Raw genomic sequence first — 21,934 nt, 5'->3', positions numbered from 1 at the left:
TTCCGAGCGTAGGGAGGAATCTCAAGTTTCGTAATAGTCAAGCTTGAGATTCCTCCCTACGCTCGGAATGACAAGGAAAAAATTACTGCATAGCCACTTTTGGCGTAGCAGGCGTTGGTTCAACCTTATCGCCTTGTGGCTCTTTGGCTCCGGCGGGTTTTGTGCCTTGCAACGATAGAATATAGCTCGCAACCTGCTGAACCTGAAGCGGATTCAGCTGCTTCTTCCACGAGAGCATACCCTTTGCGGGAACACCTTCGGTAACGGTATGAAACACGTCCTTGATCGTACCACCGTGCAGCCAATATTCATCCGTCAGGTTGGGGCCAACTTTCCCCTCGGCATTTTGTCCGTGACAAGCTGTACAGTACTGATTGAACAGCACTTGTCCGGCTTCAACGCCTTTTTTATCCGTCAGCATTGTGACAGTATTTTCATTGATTTTACCCGCTACAAGTTTGATATAAGCTTCCCGTTCTTTTTCGGCAATGGTCACTTCCTGCGTGTATTCCTGCTCCATAATATTACCCTTACCGATCACGTGGAAAATCAGCAGATACACGACACCAAAGCCAATTGTAGCATAAAATAAGCCCATAAACCAGGGGGGCGTTGGGTTGTTAAGCTCGGCGATACCGTCGTATTCATGATCCATTTTCAGGTCTTCTTCCTGACTTAACTCGTGCAATCCCGTAAACCGTTGCCATGTGGTACGTGTATCAGCGGCTTTCGTTTTGGCAGCCTCTGGCGCTAACGCCTTGCGCAGTATATAAGATAGATAAAGGGTAATGACCAATAATAACCCCGTCGCAACCGTCACGAAGATCATCACCATCACCCATAGCAAGTCTTCGCCAGAGGTTAGACTCCAGATCGACTTTTCGGCGGCTGGGTCAAGAATTGTTGTTAACAGAAGAGTCATAGCTGATGTCGTTAAGACTTGGTAGAATCGTCTAATGGCAGATTACCCATTTGCCGAAGGTGCTGCTTATCAGCAACCAGCAAATACAGTCCGACCAGAATAAAGAAGGTAAAAAACGTCAGGAACGAACCGATCATATAGACGTCTGCTCCGGGAATTTTTGAGATGAATTGCTTGAACATGTTTTTTAGTATTAGGAGCGAGGAGTTAGGAGCGAGGAGCCTCCGGCGACAATAACATGCGCCAGCCCTCCTAACTCCTCACTCCTACATACTAACTCCTTATTTTTGAGTAGTTTCCATTTTCTTAATATCCGTTCCTAACCGCTGGAGGTAGGCGATGAGGGCCACGATTTCACGGTCAGAGCTGACCTTGATGCCTTCTGTAGCTAACTGGCTGCTGATGCCATCGGCCTGTTTTTTCAGGTCTTCGTTGGCATACGAAATGGTTGGATCGTCGTACGGAACGCCTATTTTTTTCAGGGCGGTGAGTTTGTCCGCCGTATTCGAAATGTCGAGCTTTTGGGTAATCAGCCAGGGATACGCTGGCATGATGGAACCTGGCGACATTGACGTAGGATCGTTCATGTGGTGGTAGTGCCAGGAATTCGGATACTTACCCCCTTCGCGGTGTAAATCCGGGCCGGTACGCTTACTACCCCACAGAAACGGGTGGTCATATACGAACTCGCCCGCTTTGGAGTAGTCGCCGTAACGCTCGGTTTCGGAACGGAAAGGCCGTACCATCTGACTATGGCAGTTCACACAACCCTCCCGAATGTAGATGTCACGTCCCTGAACTTCGAGCGCCGTATAGGGCTGCACCGACGCAATAGTTGGTACGTTCGATTTCACCATGAAGGTCGGAATGAGTTCAATGAGCGAGCCGATCAGAATCACCACCAGCGAGCTAACCAGTAACGGGAAGGGCTTCCGTTCTAAGGTGCGGTGCCAGAACGTATCGCCACCTGTTGGTTTGTAGAGTTTCGGTAAAGCAGGCGCTTCGGCATCTTCATTGGCGACCAGTTTACCGGCAGCCATTGTTTTGAAGAGGTTATAGCCCATCAGAATAGCGCCAAGCAGGTAAAGCGTACCACCCACCGCCCGCATCATGTGCATGGGCAGAATCTGGAGCGTGGTTTCGAGGAACGTTGGGTATTTCAGAACGCTTTCTTTCGTAAACTCTTTCCACATCAACCCTTGTGTGAAGCCCGCAATGTACATCGGCACGGCGTAGAATAGAATACCGAGTGTACCAATCCAGAAGTGGAAATTGAGCAGTTTTTTTGAGTACAAAGGCGTTCTGAACATGCGTGGAATCAGCCAGTACAGGATCGCGAATGTCATGAAGCCATTCCAGCCTAAGGCGCCAACGTGTACGTGAGCCACAATCCAGTCGGTGAAGTGGGCAATGCCGTTTACGTTCTTGAGGGATAACATCGGCCCTTCAAACGTAGCCATCCCGTAACAGGTCAGAGCTACGACCATGAATTTTAGAATGGCATCCTCGCGCACTTTATCCCAGGCACCCCGAAGTGTCAGCAATCCGTTAATCATACCACCCCACGAGGGCGCAATGAGCATAATGGAGAACACAACCCCCAGCGACTGCGCCCAATCGGGCAGCGACGTGTACAGTAGATGGTGAGGCCCAGCCCAGATGTAGATGAAAATCAGTGCCCAGAAGTGTAGAATCGAGAGTCGGTACGAATAAACTGGCCGGTTCGCCATTTTAGGCAGGAAGTAGTACATCATGCCCAGATACGGCGTCGTCAGGAAGAAGGCCACCGCATTATGGCCGTACCACCATTGCACCAGCGCATCCTGCACACCGGCATACATCGAGTAGCTTTTGAGGAACGAGACTGGCATTTCCATCGAATTGACGATGTGTAGCACAGCAATGGTCACGAACGTAGCGATGTAAAACCAGATGGCTACGTATAGGTGCCGCTCACGCCGTTTGATAATCGTACCGAACATGTTGATCCCGAACACGACCCAGATCAGCGTGATGGCAATGTCGATAGGCCACTCCAGTTCGGCATATTCTTTAGAGGTAGTAAGCCCCAATGGCAGCGTTGCCACTGCCGACAGAATTATCAATTGCCATCCCCAGAAGTGGATTTTACTCAGCAAATCACTGAACATCCGGGCTTTGCAGAGCCGTTGTAACGAATAGTAAACGCCCATAAAAATGGCGTTCCCGACGAAGGCGAAAATCACCGCGTTGGTGTGTAAGGGGCGAATCCGGCCAAACGTGGTGTACTGATTGCCGAGGTTAGCCGCTGGTGCAAACAACTGGCTGGCAACAATAACGCCTACGAGCATACCGATGATACCCCAGATGATGGTGGCTACGCCGAAATCCCGGACAATCCGGTTGTCATAGGCGAAGCGTTCCACGGGAGCATCGCCACCCGGTGGCTGATGCCCAATGGCTATTGAGCCTGTCGCTCGATTGGGCGACGTAACGGCAGTAGGTTGATTGAAGGAAACATTCATACTATAGGAGTACAGAAGTTACTATGCGTTTGATTGAGTTTCGGAGGTAGTCGGTACGTCATCGTCCAGCAGCATTCGAATGGAGGGCGTGTAGAGATCATCCTGTTGTCCGGTTCGCATCGACCAGAAAAACGCTCCCAGAAATCCCAGTGCCATTAGCAGACTGATACCAATCATGAAAAAGATAATACTCATCATCTTGTCGATTTGTGGCTCAAAAGTGGGGCGATTTCAGGGTAGGCCACATGAGTTTCGTCAGGCCTGGAACTGACTTTACCCGGATTGAGAATGACCTGACAAAAGTCAATTAGCGAGGTGACGCGGGTCAGGAGGAAGCGGGTGTAGGGTGGGCAATTTTGCGGGAGTTTACCTCACCCCCGGCCCCTCTCCTTGAAATAAGGAGAGGGGAGCAGTCATCCGCATAAGTAAAAAACGTATGTTAGTCACCCCTCTCCTGTTTTCAGGGGAGGGGCCGGGGGTGGGGTCATTCAGCTATTTACTTTTATGATTATCCTCGCTTTCTTTCTCGCACACTGGTACTTATCGGTACTGATGCAAACGTTCTTTCTCCATCGCTATGCCGCCCACCAGATGTTCACGATGAGCAAAGGCTGGGAGAAGTTTTTCTATATTCTGACGTTCGTGGGGCAAGGTTCGTCGTTCCTGAGTCCACGCGCCTATGGTATTATGCACCGCCTGCACCATGCACACGCCGATACCGAAGATGATCCACATTCGCCAAGTTATTCCACAAACCTGTTCGACATGATGTGGAAAACCCGGCTGTATTATAACGACATCCTGAACAACCGGGATACGATTCCGGCGAAGTTCAAAAAGGGGGTGCCTAACTGGGCGTTTATGGAATGGTTTGGCGATCGCTGGCCCGTGCGACTGGCCTGGGGTACGGCCTATACGCTGTTCTATATTCAGTTTGCAACATCCCCCTGGTTCTTTCTGTTGCTGCCCATCCATTTCCTGATGGGGCCTGTCCACGGAGCTATTATAAACTGGTATGCCCACCGCTATGGCTACACCAATTTCGAAGTAAACGATACGGCTAAAAATCTGCTCCCGTTCGATTTTCTGATGATGGGCGAATCGTACCACAACAATCACCACAAGTACGGTGGTCGTCCTAACTTCGGCGGCTTCCGCTGGCACGAGTTTGACCCAGCTTATCCGCTCATTTTGCTACTCAACAAAGTTGGTGTCTTGAAGCTACGACTCGGGCGAGATGAAGCGTATATGTGAGATAAAACTAAGCCTCAAATCACCTAAATAACGTGAATAATGGATAAAATCTGAAATTATTGACTGATTATCAGTTATTTATAATACTAGTTTTTGTCATCCCGACGCCAGGAGGGATCTTCGGCAACTGGTTATTTACCGAAGATCCCTCCTGGCGTCGGGATGACAAAAACTAGTATAATTCTATTCGTAAATCCTCCATTATTCACGTTAAATACTAGTTCGAAAACCCCTAAAAATCAGTCAGATATATTCAATAGAAACTAGACTGATCTATCTCATCCAACGCATCGCCAACAACCCCAATATCGGTCCCGGAAGCAGTATGTAAAACAGCCATCCAGAAATCCCAATATGAGCGACCAGCCAGGCCATCAACTGAATGGATAACACCGTCAGCAGGAAGCCGAAACAGGTAACCAGCGTAAGAATACTCCCTCGATTTTCACTTGTGGCATGACTGGCAACAAGCGTCGAAAATTGAGGGGAGTCTCCCGCACCCGTGGCTCCCCAAATCAACAGGAATAAACCAAATAAAGTGGGTGGTGCGCTCAACAGGAAAGGCGTCAATACAATACATAAACCCGATGTTAGCAGTAGATAACGGGCTACTCGTGCGCTACCAATCTGTAAAGCCCAATAGCCGCCACCTATGCACCCAATGGCCCCCGCAGCAATGGCTCCAAACGCCCAGAGTGAATTGGTTAGTTCGCTATCAGGATGTTGTAGTCGATAATAGGCAATCAGTGCTGGCCAAAACGCCCAGAGGGTATACAGTTCCCACATATGGCCAAAATAACCCAGCATCGCAGGTCGGTAGGCCGAAGGTTTTCCTAATGAAAGCAGCGTCTGGAAACGGAAGAAACTCCCAGCAAATTGTACTGGTTTGGTCGGCACAACCAACGCCAGCAAAACACCACCACTAACGGCTAACATACTGATCGACAGCATCAAGGTGCGATAAGGCAGGTTCTCTCCTAAGCCACGCATAAGATGCGGAAAAGCTGTACCCAGTACCAAAGCACCCACCAGAAACCCCATCGCTTTTCCTAAAATGGGCTTAAATAAATCGGCAGCAATCTTTATTCCGACCGGATAAACCCCTGCCAGAAAGAAACCCGTCAGGAAGCGACTGGCTAGGATTGTTTCTGCCTGTATGGGCAGGAATAACCAGAGTAAATTAACTATAGCAGCCAGTGTAACGGATGCCAGGAAAACATACGTTGCCCGAAATCGATCCGGTATAGCGAAGAGCGCGTAGAGTAGCGTGCCCGCAATGAAACCAATTTGTACCGCCGATGTAATCCAGCCAGTTAGTCCCGTGCCCGTTGCGTTTAACAGGGACTGAAGTTCAGGCAGGATCGCGTTACCAGCAAACCAGAGCGACGTTCCGGCAAATTGAGCAAAGACAACAACCACCAACTGAACATTGATACGAGAGGAAGCGAGCATGCCCAAAGATAAGTCCTTTTGGCACTGGCGTGAGTATTAACCGATCATCAGTTTACGTTGCAATGCTTCCAGTTCCCGCTTTTTCGCAGTGTATATACGATGTTCCCAGCCTCCACCAACGTAACCCAGAATAAACACCATCACTATCCCCACCACTAGCCAAACCGATTGATCAACTCGCCAGACACCCCACAAACTCAGGACACCAATTGGAATGATATTCCAGCGAATTAGCCGAGAGAAATGAACCTGATAGGTTGCTATAAAAATTGCATGATTTAACTCTCCAAGCATGGACCGATCGAACGTATGGCTCCCTTTTATCCGGCGTATTCGGCTTATTAACACATACAAAGCCGTAACAAACATCCAGGCTGCCATCAGGTATAGTACCAGATTTGACTTAGCATAATTCAGCCCAACAATAAAACTTCCGGCTCCTGCATAAACAATCAGGATAAGTAACTCGCTGAAATTAGTGATGTGGCTTACCTTCTCTTTTTTTACGAGAACGCGCCTGTATAATGCTTTTTCATCGATGACCCAAAGCGGCTCGTTCGCCTGGGAATGCCAGATTTTTTGCAATTCGTCAAATTCCATAGTAGTCCTGTTGTTTAGCTTTTGTGATCAATTGTTTTTTGATTCGGTTGATTTTCACGCCAACATTCGATTCTGAGATGCCGATGATCGTCGCCATCTCTTTGTAGCTGAATCCATCGAGAAGCAATAACGTAATGGATCGATCGATTTCATCGAGCTGATAAATTGCTTCATAAAGCCAGGTCAGACGTTCATCGACCTGAACTTTAGTTTCCTGTAAAATAGCGGGTATATTGTCGAGCGACTCCTGAGCGGCAGCATGTTTTCGCTCTTTGCCCACCCATTTCAACGCCGTATTAAGAGCGATGCGATAAACCCAGGTGGAACTGGAAGACTGCTGCCGGAAAGTTGGAATGGAGTGCCATACCTGAATGACAATCTCTTGAAACAGATCATCCTGATCCATAGCTGTGGTCGCATACGCCCGCACCACATTGAATAGCAGTGCCTTATGCTGGCCAAGCCACGTATCAAAAATACGATTCTGTTCGATTTCACTCATGACCCCACTATTTACTCTATTAGTACTAGTTAGGGACAGAATCCTTACAAAGAGAAAAAAAATAGTTGGGGGAGGCTGGCTCAGAATGGCGCGAGTATGTACTCGTGTCTACTTATACCGCGAGTATTCACTCGCGCACCTGGGATTGTAGATGCGTCAGTGAATACTGACTAGATAAGGTAGGCACGAGTACATACTCGCGCCAGGAACAGATCAAAACTTCTTCCAGCGCATGCCTAGTGTAGAAATCGCCAGCATCGTGGCCGAACTGATCGGCATTAAAATAGCCGCTACCACTGGTGATAGATTCCCCGTCAGCGCATAACTCAAGCCAATGAAATTATAGACCAGCGATACGACAAAACTGAACCGGATTAAGCGCATACCAAACCGGGTATAGTTCAACATGGCAGGTAATTGCATAAGCGCTCCGGCCTCCAGAATTGCGTCGCTGGCGGGGGTAAATTGAATGGTATCGTCGGTAACGGCAATGCCCACATCGGCTTGTTTCAAGGCGCCGGCGTCATTTAACCCATCGCCAACCATCATAACACGCCGACCATTGTCCTGCAAGTGTTTAATGAAGCTCAATTTCTCTTCGGGTCGGCAGTTGAAATACATCTGTCCGGCATCAGGAAACAAACGAGTCAGTTCAGCCTGCGCATGGTCGTTATCGCCAGAGAGCAGGTAAAGCCGATGGGTTTTATGTAAACTAGCCAGCATAGAATCTAACCCTGACCGATATTGATTCGGGAAACCGAAATAACCCCGGTATTGGTGATTAATGCTAAGATACGTTCGTGCTTCAGTTAGTGCCTCTCCTCGTTCTGTGTCCTCACCGAACGTAGGGTCCACAAATGAACGGCTGCCTATTTTAACAATTATCCCATCTACAATTGCCTGAATTCCATGCCCTGGCACCTCCGTAAAGCCATCGACAGGCAGTGATAAAGCATTGGAAAGATGCGTGGTTAATTTACGACTAAGCGGGTGTACCGACTGCCGAACCAGGGATACAACCATGCCCCGCTCTACCGAACTTAGCGATTCACCAAACCGCTCGACTACAGCCTGTTGTGGTGTTGTGAGTGTCCCGGTTTTATCAAAAACGATGGTATCACAAGCACTCATCTGCTCAATAACATCCGCGTTTTTGAGATATAAATGACGTTTACCCAACAACCGCAACCCATTCCCTAACGCAAACGGATACGAAAGCGAAAGCGCGCAAGGACACGCAATGATCAGTACGGCAGTAAAGGCGTTGATAGCCCGAGCGGGGTCATGCCAGGCGTACCAATATAAACCAACGAGGGTAGCCAGCGAAATAACGGTTAGTGTAAAATACGTTCCAACGGCGTCGGCAAAGGTGCGAATCCGGGACGTGTCTTTCTTCTGAAACGCATCGTTGTTCCAGAGCTGAGTCAGATAGCTTTGCGATACGTCGCGCACCACTTCCAGCTCGATGGCCTCACCCACCTGCTTACCTCCCGCATAGACGAGTGCTCCCGGTTCTTTAGACTCCGGTTCCGATTCGCCCGTTACAAAGCTATAATCAATCCGGCCCTGACCTTTATACAGCAGCCCATCGGCCGGAATCAGTTCATTATTACGTACTCGGATGCGGTCGCCTTTGCGCAATTGGGCGAGGGGAATAGAGCAGGGTGCAGGGTGCGCAGGGCGGGGAGTAGAGCGATCGGAGTTATTGACGTTCTCATACTCTATACCCTCTGCTCCGCGCTCCTTGCTCCACGCCCCCTGCTCCGCGCTCCCTGCCCCCCGCCCAACCAGTGTCACCGCCATTGGGAAATAGGATTTATAATCGCGCTCGAAAGATAGGAATTCGTGGGTGCGCTGCTGAAACCACTTACCGCATAACAAGAAGAAAATCAAGCCCGTAAGCGAATCAAAATAGCCCGCTCCGTCCAGAAAAAGCACTTCATAGGTTCCTCGAAAAAAAGCCACTAGAATCCCGAGTAAAATGGGCAAATCAATGTTGATAACTCCCTTTTTCAAGCTCGCCCAAACCGATTCGAAATAACCCGATGCCGAGTAGAATACAACCGGAATTGCCAACAGCAGATTAAGAATTCCGAAGAGGTGTTTGAACGATGAATCCTCAAGTCCCAAATATTCAGGGAAGCTGAACAGCATAATGTTGCCCGCACAAAACCCAGCTATTCCCAGCCGATACAAAAACGGGCGATTCGACGTTTTTTGGCCCGCCTGAACAACATCATTCAGGCTAATCAACGGTTCATAGCCAATAGAACTGAGCAGTTCGACTACCTGCCGAAGCGTCAGTTCGGATGGGTTATAGGTTAGATGAACCTGTTTTTTCAGGAAATCAACCCGCGCCTGCTGAATCGCCGGATTGATCCGGTAGAGGTGTTCAAGCAGCCAAAGGCAGGAACTACAGTGAATCGTCGGAATATAAAACGTAACCTTCGCGACCGACTCACTCGAAAACTCAAGTAACTGGGCCACGATATCGGGATGATCCAGAAACTCCAGCCGTGTCTGCCGTGCGCCGTCCGTTTTCAGACTGTTTCCCGGCCTGGACTGATCAGAACCCGTTAATTGTTCAATGTCATAATACTGACAAAGCTGGTGTTGATTCAGGATGCTGTACACCGTTTTGCAGCCGTCGCAACAGAATAATTTATTGTCAAGAACGATTGACTCGTCGGGGCAATTATTGCCACAATGGTAGCAGATGGTTGATGAAATCGTTGCCGTACTCATACCTAAGAATTTGGAGGCAATTTGGCAATCAACTACTTATTAACTCCTGATAATCATCATCTCCCTGCCTGATACGACTCAGGGTTCACCATTCATCAGGAAGTCATTTTTGTGTAATCAATGGCAAGGCGCACGGAGCATGGTGCTCGGTGCATGGCGTTAAGAAAAAAGATCCGTGCTTAGTTCTTTCTCCCCGCACCGTGCGCCTTGCTCCATGCTAAGCATCATGAATCCGCTCATTCAAAAATATAACGTTCCCGGACCTCGCTATACCAGCTACCCAACGGTGCCATTCTGGGACGAAACAACCTTTAGCGAAACCGCCTGGGTCCATAATCTGCAACGAGCTTTTTCGGCGAGCAACGCAACAACGGGCATTAGCCTGTACATCCACCTACCCTATTGCGAAAGCTTGTGTACCTTTTGTGGCTGCAACAAGCGTGTCACCCGAAATCACAGTGTCGAAAGTCCTTACATCAGCGCACTCCTGGCTGAATGGAATCTGTATTGTGATCTGTTGCCCGAGAGACCGCGCATTGCCGAGCTCCATCTGGGCGGAGGAACACCCAGTTTTTTTGCGCCCGATCAACTCAAACGGCTCTTAATCGGAATCTTTGAGCGAGCCACCTCAACCGAATCGCCTGATTACGGCTGGGAAGGACACCCGAACAACACGACCCAACAGCATTTGCAGGTTCTATATGATTTCGGCTTTCGACGGGTGAGTTTTGGGGTTCAGGATTATGATCTAGAGGTACAACGTGCCATCCATCGACATCAGCCGTTCGAGCAGGTTAAGCAGGTGACCGAGTGGGCACACCAGATTGGGTATACATCCATTAGTCACGATCTGGTATTCGGGCTACCATTTCAGACAACCAATTCAATTGTTGATACGATTTATCAAACCATCACACTTCAACCCGATCGGATTTCCTTTTACTCCTACGCTCATGTCCCCTGGATTAAGGGCAATGGGCAGCGGGGTTTTCGCGATGAAGACCTGCCTTCGGGCGAACAGAAACGCACGCTGTACGAAACAGGCAGGGATTTACTGGAACATGCTGGTTATACCGAAATCGGCATGGATCACTTTGCCATGCCCCATGATTCGCTCTATAGCGCCATGCAGGAAGGCACGCTTCACCGAAATTTTATGGGCTACACAACTACCCAAACCAAGGTGTTGCTCGGGTTGGGGGTGTCGTCAATAGGTGATGTCTGGTCGGCATTTGCGCAGAATGAGAAAGATGTAGAGACTTACATAGCTAAAGTTATGGCAGGCCAACTTCCCTTATTGAGAGGTCATGTTCTCGATGATCAGGATCAGTTTTTACGTCGGCAAATTCTGAACATTATGTGTCAGGGGCAGACGCAGTGGCATATTGGCAGTTGGTCGAAACACGAATGGGAGGACTTAAGCGCCCGCCTGGAATCGTTCTGGCTCGATGGATTGCTGGAGTACGACGCTGAAGGATTACGCGTAAACCCCGAAGGACGACCATTTCTTCGAAACATCTGTATGGCCTTCGACGAACGACTAAACTACGCCCAATCGAAGGCTGGCTCGGCGAAAACAAAGCTGTTTTCGAAGACGGTTTGATTTATATGTTTCCCTCCTTTCCTGTCTCAGCCTAATACGATTCGTACGTATAGGTAGTAACTTCAGTAATTGTCCCAGCCTGTTTCGTCGTACGTTTGGTGGGTAAATTTTGCTGATTATACTCGTATTCGTAGGTCATTGACATGGCAGTATTGCTCGGATAGTCAGCTTTAACGACGTTGTTACGACTAAACCGTTGTACTGGATCAATAGCAGGATCAAATAAGCCGAAGAACGGATTAATTTTATCGTCATATTGGTATGAATAGGCCGGAGAGGTAGTACGGCCAAAAAACGGGCTTGACGTACTGATATTTTCACCAACAAAGGTGTAGCTTGCTCCTCCACGTGCACTAGCATTATCAGCTCCATCCGATTTATAAAACCCGGTCAGGTGCTTGTTAGTATCAAATCCATAGCTGAACGTGGCATTTTTTACGGGGAAAAACGTAGCAGAATTTACGATAGGGTATTGCGTGGCGCTAAACGAAGTCCCACTGAGATTATAGGGATATAGCGTAATCAGACCAGTTGTTTGGTCGGAAGCCTTGGGGTACTCGCTAAAATACGTGTACTGTTTTCCTGCGTCATCGTATGATAAAGCGTTTAAACTACCATCTGATTTAGTGATAGTAGCCAGACGATTCTGACTATCATAGGCGTAGGTAGTGATGGCGGCACCGCTTTGTATGGTTTTAAGCCGAAGCTTTACCGGAGATAAAGTCCCACCTAAACGGTGATCTGTACAAGAGAATAAACTACCAGCTAAGGCTACCAGAACAAACAAATAGCTAAGGTTGAGTTTCATAAGGTGATGTGAATTTGATTCGAGACCACGCAATAATAAGTAAAATCTTTGCTGTTATGAATTTACGCACGACGCTTTTATTCTAGGTATCACCTATTTTTATGCTAATCCCCTGCTTATGAACGAATAGACCCTCTACCGAACCACCACATATTACAAACCGAGCCGCCTAATGCAAGATCAGGCGGCTCGGTTTAGTGGAATATAAACGGTGGGTTTCTTGGCTTTACAACAAGTCTATTGCAATCATTAGAATATGAATTAGCACACTGGTTGCAAAAGCGGGAAATATATATTTTACAGGCATAGCCGACAGAATGGGTACCAATACCAGCAGGAAGCAAAGCATACCTACCAGAAACTGCCAATCGCCACCACCAAAGTAGGCCATTACTAACAACAGCGTGGGCGATAGAACACAGCCCTGAATAGCTAGTGCCGAAGCGGCCCAGCCAAAACGAGTAAACTCGGCCTTGTTAATAAAGTTGGCATACCAGCCATCGTTAGCTGTAGTTGTATAAGTATCAGTTGAATGTGCGAGGGTTGCCATGATTTGTTTGCGTTTAAATGATGACACAAAACAACCACTGGACGCTGGCAACTTACCTGACGTAGATCAGCCAAAAAAATGACTTTTCCCCAACCAACAGAAAAATCAAGCCTGCTTTTACACCCGAAACAGCTAAAAGCAGGCTTGTAAAAACAATAGTAACTGACTCAATACCGAATTTCCCAATACGGATTATTATGAGCAACCATTTGCTCAGAAATGTATTGGCTTATCACCTTATTGTAGCCAGCGTCGTCAATTTTCTTGCCTTTTACTTTTGGCAGTTTAAGGTCGTTCGGAGTGAGAGGCCGGAAGGTAACGTTAGTCGCTTCAATAAGCACGGTTCCGTCATCAATGTCTAGTTCCAGAATCAGGCCAGGCAAACCACACATCCGTTCGGGGCCAGCCGAAACCGGGATATCCTGTGCAAACCAGGCCGTAATTTTCTGATTTTTAATAGGGTCTTCCGTCTCAGCTTTCATGCAGATGAAACCAGCTACCTCTTTGATCTGATTCCCGATTTTCCAGACAGGCGCATGGACCGAATCTTCAACAATGTAGGTTTTACCCAGCATTTCGATGATGTCGGTTTTATGGTCTTTTTCAAAATTGCGGTATAAATCCAATTCATACTGCCGCCAGGAATAACCACCCTCTTCCGGCTCAGAGCTGAAATAGGTATACAGGCTTTCGTTGGCATTAAAGGCCATCTTCATTTTTGTGCCTTTGTTGTTCTCTTCCCAGTTTTTCCGTAGTTGGGTCTGACGGTCCTTTTGTTCCTGATTCAGGAACGTCAGCCTATTGATCATTTTGCTCCAATAGTCTTTACGAACATAGGTCACTACACCTTCCGTTTTCTGGGCCATGGCCATCGAACTGACCAGGAGGCATAGTAATAGGATTAGTTTCTTCATGATAGATAAGTGCGTTTAGAAGAGGGTTAAAATCAATAATAATCCCGGCGCATTTTAGCCTGAACACCGCGCATGTTGTAGGTAAAGCTCAGCATAAAATACCGGGCCAACGACTGAATTCGTTCAGTGCTTGTGTAATTCTGTCCGGCATATTGCGATACCACCACGTTCCGGTTGAGCAGATCGAAGCCCGACAGCCGAACTTCTGCTTTCTTCGCCTTCCCAACAATACGATAGAGTGACGAACTTAACAAGGGAATCTGCTGATTGAAATTCAGCTTATCATTTCTATAAGCACTATAGTTCATTGTCGTATTCAGGTAAAAACCTCCGGGTAATTTTAGGTTCAGATCACCCCGAACGCTGTTGTTGTAAATGGTCTGATTCTGCGCCGTGTTGATCGAATACTTTGTATTGGTAATGCCTATGTTCGCGTTTCCGTAAAACGTGATCCACTCTTTAGGCGTCAACTCCAGCCGGACGCCGAACGAGTAATTCTGGTTGTTGGTTTCGTTCAGCACCTCATTGATCCGTGTTAGGTTATGGCCAAAATTTAGCTGAGTATTCAGATTGAGTGTTGCCTTTGTTTTTTTCAACGGGAAGCCAAAACCAATGTACGAGCCCAGGTTTTTACCACCCGTCAGGTTTTCGGGCATCGTTGTGGTAATCAATGTTTTTGGATCAACGGTCTGGCTATAAATAATCTGGTTAACGTAATACGTGGTGTAGATATTCGACCAGAAATTAATAAAACTACCCGGATTAAAATAGCTGAAATAAGCACTCAGATTATGGCCCAGCTGAGGCAACAGATTCGGATTACCACGAGTAATCGCCAATGGGTTGCTGTTACTGGTTACCGGCTGCAAATCGCGAGAGGACGGAATCTGCACACCTACATCATAACTGGCGTTAAGGTATCGGTTGTTTTTCAGATCGTAGTTAAGCGAAAAGTTCGGAATTACCGTCGTAAACGTCCGGTTGATGGGTTGGAGCGGCTGACTCTGATCACGGGCGAACTTCCCATCAAGCTGGAATTGCTGCCCAGCTACCCCTGCCGATATATTCAGCCCTTTATAGGAGTACCGTACACTGCTTCCCAGTCGATTGAACAGGTAGTTGTTCTTATAGTACAAACTTAACGAATCGATCCGTCGGCGGCTATCGTCCAGGTTCGATACATCGCGGTCTACTTCGTCGTAACGGAGGTTGAAGTTATAGAATGTTTCCCAGAAGAATTTCTTGGCGAACGGTTCCACGTAGAGCAGATTGGCCTTGTACTGATTACTGATCGAGGCCGTTCCCTGATCTTGATTCAGCACACGTAGCATATCATTGACACTAGTGGCCTGATAGAATTCGTTTCGGGCTTTCAGCAGTAAATCGCCATCGTTTTTATTGATCTGAAAGGTAGCGCTCGCGCCAAAATTGCGCCCTTTCTTTTTGAATTTCAGCCGATACAGCAGCGTATTGGCCATCGCGAACTGGTTTACCGATGAATTATTCGTCGACTGACTATAGGTAGTCGGAATTTCAGGACTACTGGCTACACTCTGGAAAACCCGTTGCTGACTTTGCAGATTGCTGCTGTTGATGCCAAACCGGCTATTACTAATCACCAGCAACGTTTGCATGGAATCGAGTTGCTTTTCTAAACGGAAGCTGACGCGGTGGTTGGTTGTCAGGTTAGCCTGGCTGCTGGTGTCCGTTTTCCGCAAATTGGTTGACCCAGGAAGGTAGCTTTTATTTTCCCGCAGCGCATCCAGATTTAACCGGGTCTGGTTGAAATAATAGCTCGTACTCAGCTTGGTTTTCTTGGTGTCGTAGTTGTAATTAAGCCCACCTGCTGCATTTCGGGTAAAGCCCCGGCCATTACCCCCGCTAATTGGAATGGTCAGGCTTTCATTGTCATCGCCGAAGTAGATAAAGCGATTAGAGCCACTGAATCCAAAGTCAGCATTATCGTTCCAGTTAAACGAATTGCTTCCGCGAAAGTCCTGATAATCATTAAAGGAAATCCCCTGCTGGTTCGTATTATTCCCTAGCAATAAAGCTGAAAATTGTTGTTTACTGTCAAATTTGTTGTAGCTCCCTTTGCCTTCAAAACGGGTCGATACGTTATTCGAAGCGGGGCCTGCTCCGGCAGTTACTTTGCCAAAACCTCCCTTTTTAAATTCTTCCTTGAGTTGCAGGTTGACGGTTTTTTCCTTCTTTCCATCATCAACGCCCGTCATTTTTGCCTGTTCGGTCTTGTCATTAAAGACCTGCACTTTAGTGATAGCTTCGGCCTGTAAATTCTTGGTAGCCAGTTTCGGATCATCGCCGAAAAAGCTTTTTCCATCAACCGTCACCTTCTTTACTTCCTGGCCCTGTGCCCGAATATTCCCATCCTGATCGACCTGAACGCCCGGTAGTTTACGTAGCAAATCCTCAACCGTTGAGCCGGGCGGGACTTTAAACGAACTGGCGTTATATTCTATCGTATCGCCTTTAATGGTCAAGGGTGCTTTTGCCGTTCTGACGACTACTTCCATCAACTCTCGGGTGATGGGTTTCATCTTCAAAAGGCCTAAATCCATGACAGGCTCACCCGTGGATTTAATCGCCTGGTTGTAGGGAATATACTCGACAAAGGAAATCTTCAGAATATAGTTGCCTGCCTTTAGGTTCTTAAACGAGAAGGCACCATTTTCATTTGCGCGGGTGAAATTAACCATCGCCGAATCTTTGGCACTGAGCAGCATAACAGTTGCCGATGGCAAGGGAGCTGATGCCGTATCGACAGCACGGCCCTGAAGTGTAAAACGGGTGGTGGCAGCAGGACTTTGGGCATAGAGCGCAGCCGTGAGCAGACACAATACGGCCAGCAGGGAAAAGTTTCTCATGGATGGTAGATATAAGCTAGTAGGATAACGAAAGCAAAGCTAAACGTATAAGCTTGCGATGTTCAATCGGTTAACGTTTTTTAACTATATTTATAGTAGTTAATTTAGTTAACGGTCGATTTGCGCCTTAATGAGTATTTAATACGGCAAAACGTTGCAAGACTTATCCTTTAAGAGGAGAAAAAGGCGACAATTCCACAAAAAAAGTTTAGGAGTTAGGAAATATTGTTTCCCGAACTAGAAACTACCCTCTAATACAGTACGAATGGCACGTGCTTTTAACAGGCACTCTTCCCATTCCTGCTCTGGGTTGGCGTCGTACGTAATGGCGCTTCCAACAGAAAATGAAGCGTACTGACGTTGGGCATTGTAGAGTAGCGTTCGAATAACCACGCTAAAATCAAAATCGCCATCAGGCGTGATGAAGCCTATGGCCCCAGAGTATACCCCTCTTCTACTGACCTCCAGTTCATCAATCAGCTCCATAGCCCGGATTTTCGGAGCGCCTGTCATGCTGCCCATTGGAAAGGCATTCTGAATTGCATCGGCCCAGGAAACATCCTCTCGCAGCGTGGCCGATACGGTTGAAATCATCTGATAAACTTGCTGAAAGCCGTAAATACCAAACAGCTCATTTACCCGCACCGAGCCGGTTTGGGCACTTCGGGCAAGGTCATTCCGTACCAGATCGACAATCATCAGGTTTTCGGCTCGCTCTTTTTCGGAGTTAAGGAGTTGCGCCCGAAGCATCGAATCCTCTTCCGGTGTTGCTCCCCGGCGGATGGTTCCTTTAATCGGTTGCGACAGAATAGTATTACCTTCTTTTTTCAGAAATCGCTCCGGCGATGCACCTATTATATATTGATCTCCAATTTTCAAAAAACTTGAAAATGGCATTGGCGACCGCTCATTCAGGGTCATATAGGTAGGCAGCGGCTCCAGATCAATGTTTTCCGCAAAGAACTCAATGCAGTAACTTAACTCATATACGTCGCCCGCCAGAATGTGTTGCTGAATCCGCCGAACGTTGGATAAGTACTCTTCGGGTGTGACACGGCATTGGATGGTGTTACCCGTATAATTACCCTCACCCCCAACCCCTCTCCCAAAACGGGAGAGGGGGGGAAAACGGGCAGCCTTGCTCCCCTCTCCCGTTCTGGGAGAGGGGCCGGGGGTGAGGGTAATCATACGGGCAACAGCCTCCAAATCCCTTTCTCCCCGAATCACTAGGCCATCTTTTTCAAAATCAATAACCCACTCCGGCTCTACAAAATAAGCATCAGGCAATCCCAGCCGATTTGGGTTTCGACTGTTAAGTGCTTCAAGCTGATTCTTGAGATCGTAGCCCAGATAGCCCACTAAAAAGGAAGGCCGTTCGCGGTGGGCAGCAGCCAAATCCTGAATGGTCGCCGAATCCGAAAACGGAATGACCCGTTTCTGACCGACAAATAGTCGGTTTGGAAACGGGTCATTGGGGTAATCAATGTTATTATTGTTCAAAAACGCAACAAATCCACCTTCATCTGCCTGCTGGTTCATAGCCCATGCCAACGCCTGCCACTGAATTGACAGAGTATCGGTAGCAGCCACACGCAGAATATTCATTCTTTAAGATCGCAGTAGCCGAACGTCGACGGCAATATCCTTACCTTCAGCGTTTTGACCAATCGTAAACTCAACTTCGTCGTCTATCTGCAACTCATTGAAATCGGTATCAATCAGACTAGTATAATGGAAAAACAGGTTGTTCGGCGGATAATTCACAAAACCATAACCCGTTTTCAGACTGCGAATTGTACTGATTTTGCGTCCTTCAGGGTCATCATCAACCAAATTCAGGCCATCGGCAAGATTATAATTCGGCTCATCTAACGACGAGTAAGCCGTTTCATACTCATCACCTGCTGAAAGTCCATTCGTAAATCCGTTCCCGTAGCTACTGCCATTGGCAGCGATCGCCGTAAAAGTTGGGCGAGCGGTTTGCTGCTTTACAAACAGGTTCTGAATAACCATATCGTTACGTCGGCTCCGGTCGTCAATCAGCCCGTGCATACCTACTGGATACGATACTTCTTCCAGCAAATCCTGCGACGTGCGCGTAACCTGCTTTTCGCCCTGCTCATTCAGGAATTCAAAATCCCAGCTAAGTACCATAATGCGGGAGCCTAACGTGTTCAGTTTACGAATCAGTGGCACATAATCACCATCAGATGTAATCAATACCACCACATCGAATTTCTTGTATTGAGCCAGTTCAAACGCTTCGAGAGCCAACCAAACATCAATTCCTTTTTCCTGCCGATAGCCCTGATACGTTTTTACGGGCAGGTAGTGGGTAACCACCCCTTCCGACATCAGGATATCATCAAACAGCCGATCGTAAAATAGCTGATTACCACGTTGATTCGCTTCGTGTGCATTGAGACGCCCACGAAAATAATGAGCATCTACAATTTGGCACAGACGCTCGTTGACGCCTTCTTCTTCGGCTACTTGCCGACGAATGAATGCGTGTAAACCCGAAATGCTTATACGGCTACGACGTTCGTGAGAATAATTATAGTAGTTGCTTACGTGTAAAAAATAGTTACCGTCATAGAAAACCCCAATCCGGGTTAATCTGGATGCTGCTAGCATGCTATAGCTTAAAGTTTATAATTGTAGATTTTTAAGATAATACATTATTTTCCTTTCTTATTCGGGTTGATTGATGGTATATGGATTGTATAAATACGAAGAAAATCAGCTTATAAAATTCTATTTTATTCGTATAAACTAAAGGCAATGTAGTTCAATAGCAAGTTTTTCGCGAAGCCGACTATCTGTTGGCAATACGGCTAAGTAATATAAATAATAAGCTCTCTAAGCCTATAAGGTAACGTACAAATCCAGAAAGTTGGGGAGGTTCGGTTAGACTAGTTACAAAACTATTCTGCAAACATAACACTTTTTCGTATCCATTGCACTCTGACTGTATCTTTGTAGGCTTATTCCTGCACGCTATGCAAAAAATTCTATTCATCGACCGCGACGGTACGCTCATTATTGAACCCCAACCCGATCAGCAGGTCGATTCGCTACTCAAACTCGACTATATTCCCAAGGTTATCTCGGCAATGCGTATGATTGCTGAAGATACTGACTATCAATTAGTGATGGTCACCAACCAGGATGGGCTTGGTACCGATTCGTTTCCCGAAGATACGTTCTGGCCAGCACATAACAAGATGATGTCCACGTTTGCGGGCGAAAATATTCATTTCTCGGCGGTACACATCGACCGTCATTTCCCACGCGATAATTCGATGACTCGTAAGCCTGGCACGGGTATGTTGACCGAGTACTTTTCCGATAAGTATGATCTCGCCAATAGCTACGTTATTGGTGATCGGCTGACCGACGTACAACTGGCTGTAAATCTGGGCGCAAAAGCTATTTTATTTCTTCCGCCAGATGGTCTCGCAGATGTACAAACCGCCGATGTTTCGGGTCTGACCGAAGCGATGCAAAATGCAATCGCCCTGAAAACGGGCGACTGGGATCAGATATACGAGTTTCTTCGATTACCTGCCCGAACGGCCACCGTTGAGCGAAACACCAAAGAAACGCAAATTCGGGTTGAACTAAACCTCGATGGACGTGGTCAGGCCACTATTCATACGGGTCTGGGTTTCTTCGACCATATGCTCGATCAAGTCGCCAAACATTCGGGTGCCGATCTGACCATTCAGGTTAATGGGGATTTGCATATCGATGAACACCATACGATTGAAGATACAGCCCTGGCATTGGGCGAGGCTTATCGGCGTGCGCTTGGCGATAAGCGAGGCATTAGTCGCTACGGTTTCCTGCTTCCGATGGATGAAGCGTTGGCTCAAGTTGGCATCGACTTTTCAGGTCGGCCCTGGCTCGTGTGGGATGCTGACTTCCGGCGCGAAAAAATTGGTGATATGCCAACCGAAATGTTCTTTCATTTCTTCAAGTCATTCTCGGATACGGCTCTTTGCAACCTGAACATTAAGGTCGAAGGCGACAATGAGCATCATAAAATTGAAGCCATTTTCAAAGCCTTCGCGAAAGCCATTAAAATGGCCGTTCGGCGCGATAGTAAAGAATTGGACAACCTACCAAGTACGAAGGGAGTGTTGTAATAAGTTTGAAGTTCAGAGTTTGACGTTTGAAGTGGCGCAAAGGCGATTAACTTCAAACGTCAAACTCTGAACTTCAAACTTATTAATTACTTTTGCATCTGAATTCAACTGAATACCGACATGGATTTATCAACTCCTTTGACACTTCTGTTCTACGCCGTACTGCTGATCGCTTCGTTTATGACAGGCCGGTGGTTAGAAAAGAATGACCGAAAGTATTAAAAGTAGCGAACAGCCTTTAGTCCATAGTCAACAGTAACTATTGCTTATTGACCATTGATTAAAGGCTGTTGACTATGAATTATTATGCTCGGTGCTATTACCCGTTGGTTGTTTAAAATTGCTGGATGGCGGGTGGTTGGCTCCGTTCCGACCTTACCAAAAGCGATTTGGGTCGTAGCTCCCCATTCTACCAATTGGGATTTCCTTCTCGGTCTTGGTATTCGTCCTACCATTCACGTCTGGATTGAGTATCTCGCCAAAAGCTCACTATTCACGTGGTACGCAGGCTGGCTGTTCCGGGCATTGGGTGGTAGACCTGTCTATCGAGATAAGTCGCACAATTTAGTGGATGCGATGGTTGACGTGCTTAATTCAACTGAGCGACTCCATATCTGTATTGCCCCCGAAGGTACCCGTGGCAACGTTTCGAAGCTAAAAACTGGTTTCTACTACATCGCCCTTAAAGCGGGCGTCCCTCTAATTCCAGTTGGCTTCGACTGGCCTCGTAAACTCATACTTCTAGGTGAGCCGCTATACGTTACGGGCAATTACGCAACCGATATGGTACCTTTTTACGAGTTTTTCTCGCAGGTTCAGGGAATCAAGAAAGACTGGTTGAAGCATTGGGAAGAAACGGGGGTAATTGAATAGAGCCTGAACTTATCAGCTGGTCGTCAGTTATTTATAATGTTATTTTTTGTCATCCCGACGTCAGGAGGGGTCTTCGGCAACTGGTTATTTACCGAAGATCCCTCCTAACGTCGGGATGACAAAAAATAGTATAATTCTCTTCGTAAATCCGCCATAATTCACCTTAAACTA

Annotated in this window: 18 protein-coding genes; 4 read left to right on the top strand and 14 right to left on the bottom strand. The window is 47.3% G+C overall.

Going from position 1 to position 21,934, the window contains the following annotated elements; translation table 11 throughout:
* Positions 1-82 precede the first annotated feature (82 nt).
* The 4 genes from ACYVGR_RS22005 to ccoS all read right to left on the bottom strand — a co-directional run bounded on the left by ACYVGR_RS22005 (position 83) and on the right by ccoS (position 3,621).
* Entirely contained in the window at positions 83-922 is an 840-nt protein-coding gene (locus ACYVGR_RS22005) for a cbb3-type cytochrome c oxidase N-terminal domain-containing protein (protein WP_460960683.1), read from the bottom strand.
* A gap of 11 nt (positions 923-933) precedes the next feature.
* Positions 934-1,104: a hypothetical protein gene (locus ACYVGR_RS22000; RefSeq protein ID WP_182458007.1), complete on the bottom strand. Its 171-nt coding sequence runs from the start codon at positions 1,102-1,104 to the stop codon at positions 934-936.
* Between the two features lie 99 nt (positions 1,105-1,203).
* Complete coding sequence (gene ccoN / locus ACYVGR_RS21995; protein ID WP_460960680.1) at positions 1,204-3,426, bottom strand: cytochrome-c oxidase, cbb3-type subunit I; 2,223 nt, start codon at positions 3,424-3,426, stop codon at positions 1,204-1,206.
* A 21-nt stretch (positions 3,427-3,447) separates the two neighbouring features.
* Complete coding sequence (gene ccoS / locus ACYVGR_RS21990) at positions 3,448-3,621, bottom strand: cbb3-type cytochrome oxidase assembly protein CcoS (protein WP_460960820.1); 174 nt, start codon at positions 3,619-3,621, stop codon at positions 3,448-3,450.
* Between the two features lie 309 nt (positions 3,622-3,930).
* On the opposite strand from ccoS, the gene ACYVGR_RS21985 reads away from it, so the two are divergent.
* Positions 3,931-4,680: an acyl-CoA desaturase gene (locus ACYVGR_RS21985; protein WP_460960678.1), complete on the top strand. Its 750-nt coding sequence runs from the start codon at positions 3,931-3,933 to the stop codon at positions 4,678-4,680.
* A 273-nt stretch (positions 4,681-4,953) separates the two neighbouring features.
* On the opposite strand, the gene ACYVGR_RS21980 is transcribed toward ACYVGR_RS21985, so the two are convergent.
* The 4 genes from ACYVGR_RS21980 to ACYVGR_RS21965 form a co-directional block, all read right to left on the bottom strand.
* Positions 4,954-6,132 (bottom strand): MFS transporter, encoded by a 1,179-nt coding sequence (locus ACYVGR_RS21980; RefSeq protein ID WP_460960676.1) that lies wholly within the window; start codon positions 6,130-6,132, stop codon positions 4,954-4,956.
* Positions 6,133-6,168: 36 nt separating this feature from the next.
* Complete coding sequence (locus ACYVGR_RS21975; protein ID WP_460960674.1) at positions 6,169-6,732, bottom strand: hypothetical protein; 564 nt, start codon at positions 6,730-6,732, stop codon at positions 6,169-6,171.
* The gene (locus tag ACYVGR_RS21970; RefSeq protein ID WP_460960672.1) at positions 6,722-7,234 is read right to left on the bottom strand and encodes an RNA polymerase sigma factor; all 513 of its coding nucleotides are present in this window, start codon (positions 7,232-7,234) and stop codon (positions 6,722-6,724) included. The genes ACYVGR_RS21975 and ACYVGR_RS21970 overlap by 11 nt, the downstream gene beginning before the upstream one ends.
* 213 nt (positions 7,235-7,447) lie before the next feature.
* On the bottom strand, positions 7,448-9,979 hold the full coding sequence (locus ACYVGR_RS21965) for a heavy metal translocating P-type ATPase (RefSeq protein ID WP_460960670.1): 2,532 nt from the start codon (positions 9,977-9,979) through the stop codon (positions 7,448-7,450).
* Positions 9,980-10,205: 226 nt separating this feature from the next.
* Between ACYVGR_RS21965 and hemN the strand changes: the two genes are divergently transcribed.
* Complete coding sequence (gene hemN / locus ACYVGR_RS21960; protein WP_460960668.1) at positions 10,206-11,582, top strand: oxygen-independent coproporphyrinogen III oxidase; 1,377 nt, start codon at positions 10,206-10,208, stop codon at positions 11,580-11,582.
* A 31-nt stretch (positions 11,583-11,613) separates the two neighbouring features.
* Here hemN and ACYVGR_RS21955 read toward each other — a convergent pair whose 3' ends face one another.
* The 6 genes from ACYVGR_RS21955 to ACYVGR_RS21930 form a co-directional block, all read right to left on the bottom strand.
* Positions 11,614-12,390: a hypothetical protein gene (locus tag ACYVGR_RS21955; RefSeq protein ID WP_460960666.1), complete on the bottom strand. Its 777-nt coding sequence runs from the start codon at positions 12,388-12,390 to the stop codon at positions 11,614-11,616.
* Positions 12,391-12,616: 226 nt separating this feature from the next.
* A complete protein-coding gene (locus ACYVGR_RS21950) occupies positions 12,617-12,940 on the bottom strand; it encodes a hypothetical protein (RefSeq protein ID WP_460960664.1) in 324 nt (107 codons plus the stop codon).
* 167 nt (positions 12,941-13,107) lie between these two features.
* Entirely contained in the window at positions 13,108-13,854 is a 747-nt protein-coding gene (locus ACYVGR_RS21945; protein ID WP_460960662.1) for a GLPGLI family protein, read from the bottom strand.
* Between the two features lie 32 nt (positions 13,855-13,886).
* The gene (locus tag ACYVGR_RS21940; protein ID WP_460960660.1) at positions 13,887-16,739 is read right to left on the bottom strand and encodes a TonB-dependent receptor domain-containing protein; all 2,853 of its coding nucleotides are present in this window, start codon (positions 16,737-16,739) and stop codon (positions 13,887-13,889) included.
* A 237-nt stretch (positions 16,740-16,976) separates the two neighbouring features.
* Positions 16,977-18,344: an aminodeoxychorismate synthase component I gene (gene pabB, locus ACYVGR_RS21935; protein ID WP_460960658.1), complete on the bottom strand. Its 1,368-nt coding sequence runs from the start codon at positions 18,342-18,344 to the stop codon at positions 16,977-16,979.
* 3 nt (positions 18,345-18,347) lie between these two features.
* The gene (locus tag ACYVGR_RS21930; RefSeq protein ID WP_460960656.1) at positions 18,348-19,376 is read right to left on the bottom strand and encodes an NYN domain-containing protein; all 1,029 of its coding nucleotides are present in this window, start codon (positions 19,374-19,376) and stop codon (positions 18,348-18,350) included.
* Positions 19,377-19,741: 365 nt separating this feature from the next.
* Between ACYVGR_RS21930 and hisB the strand changes: the two genes are divergently transcribed.
* Both hisB and ACYVGR_RS21920 read left to right on the top strand, forming a co-directional pair.
* Positions 19,742-20,890, top strand: coding sequence for a bifunctional histidinol-phosphatase/imidazoleglycerol-phosphate dehydratase HisB (hisB, locus tag ACYVGR_RS21925; RefSeq protein ID WP_460960654.1), 1,149 nt, complete (start codon positions 19,742-19,744; stop codon positions 20,888-20,890).
* Between the two features lie 306 nt (positions 20,891-21,196).
* Positions 21,197-21,763 (top strand): 1-acyl-sn-glycerol-3-phosphate acyltransferase, encoded by a 567-nt coding sequence (locus tag ACYVGR_RS21920; protein WP_460960652.1) that lies wholly within the window; start codon positions 21,197-21,199, stop codon positions 21,761-21,763.
* Positions 21,764-21,934 lie beyond the last annotated feature (171 nt).

The sequence above is a fragment of the Spirosoma litoris genome, assembly GCF_054776755.1.
This window is presented reverse-complemented; position numbering and strand designations above follow the sequence as displayed.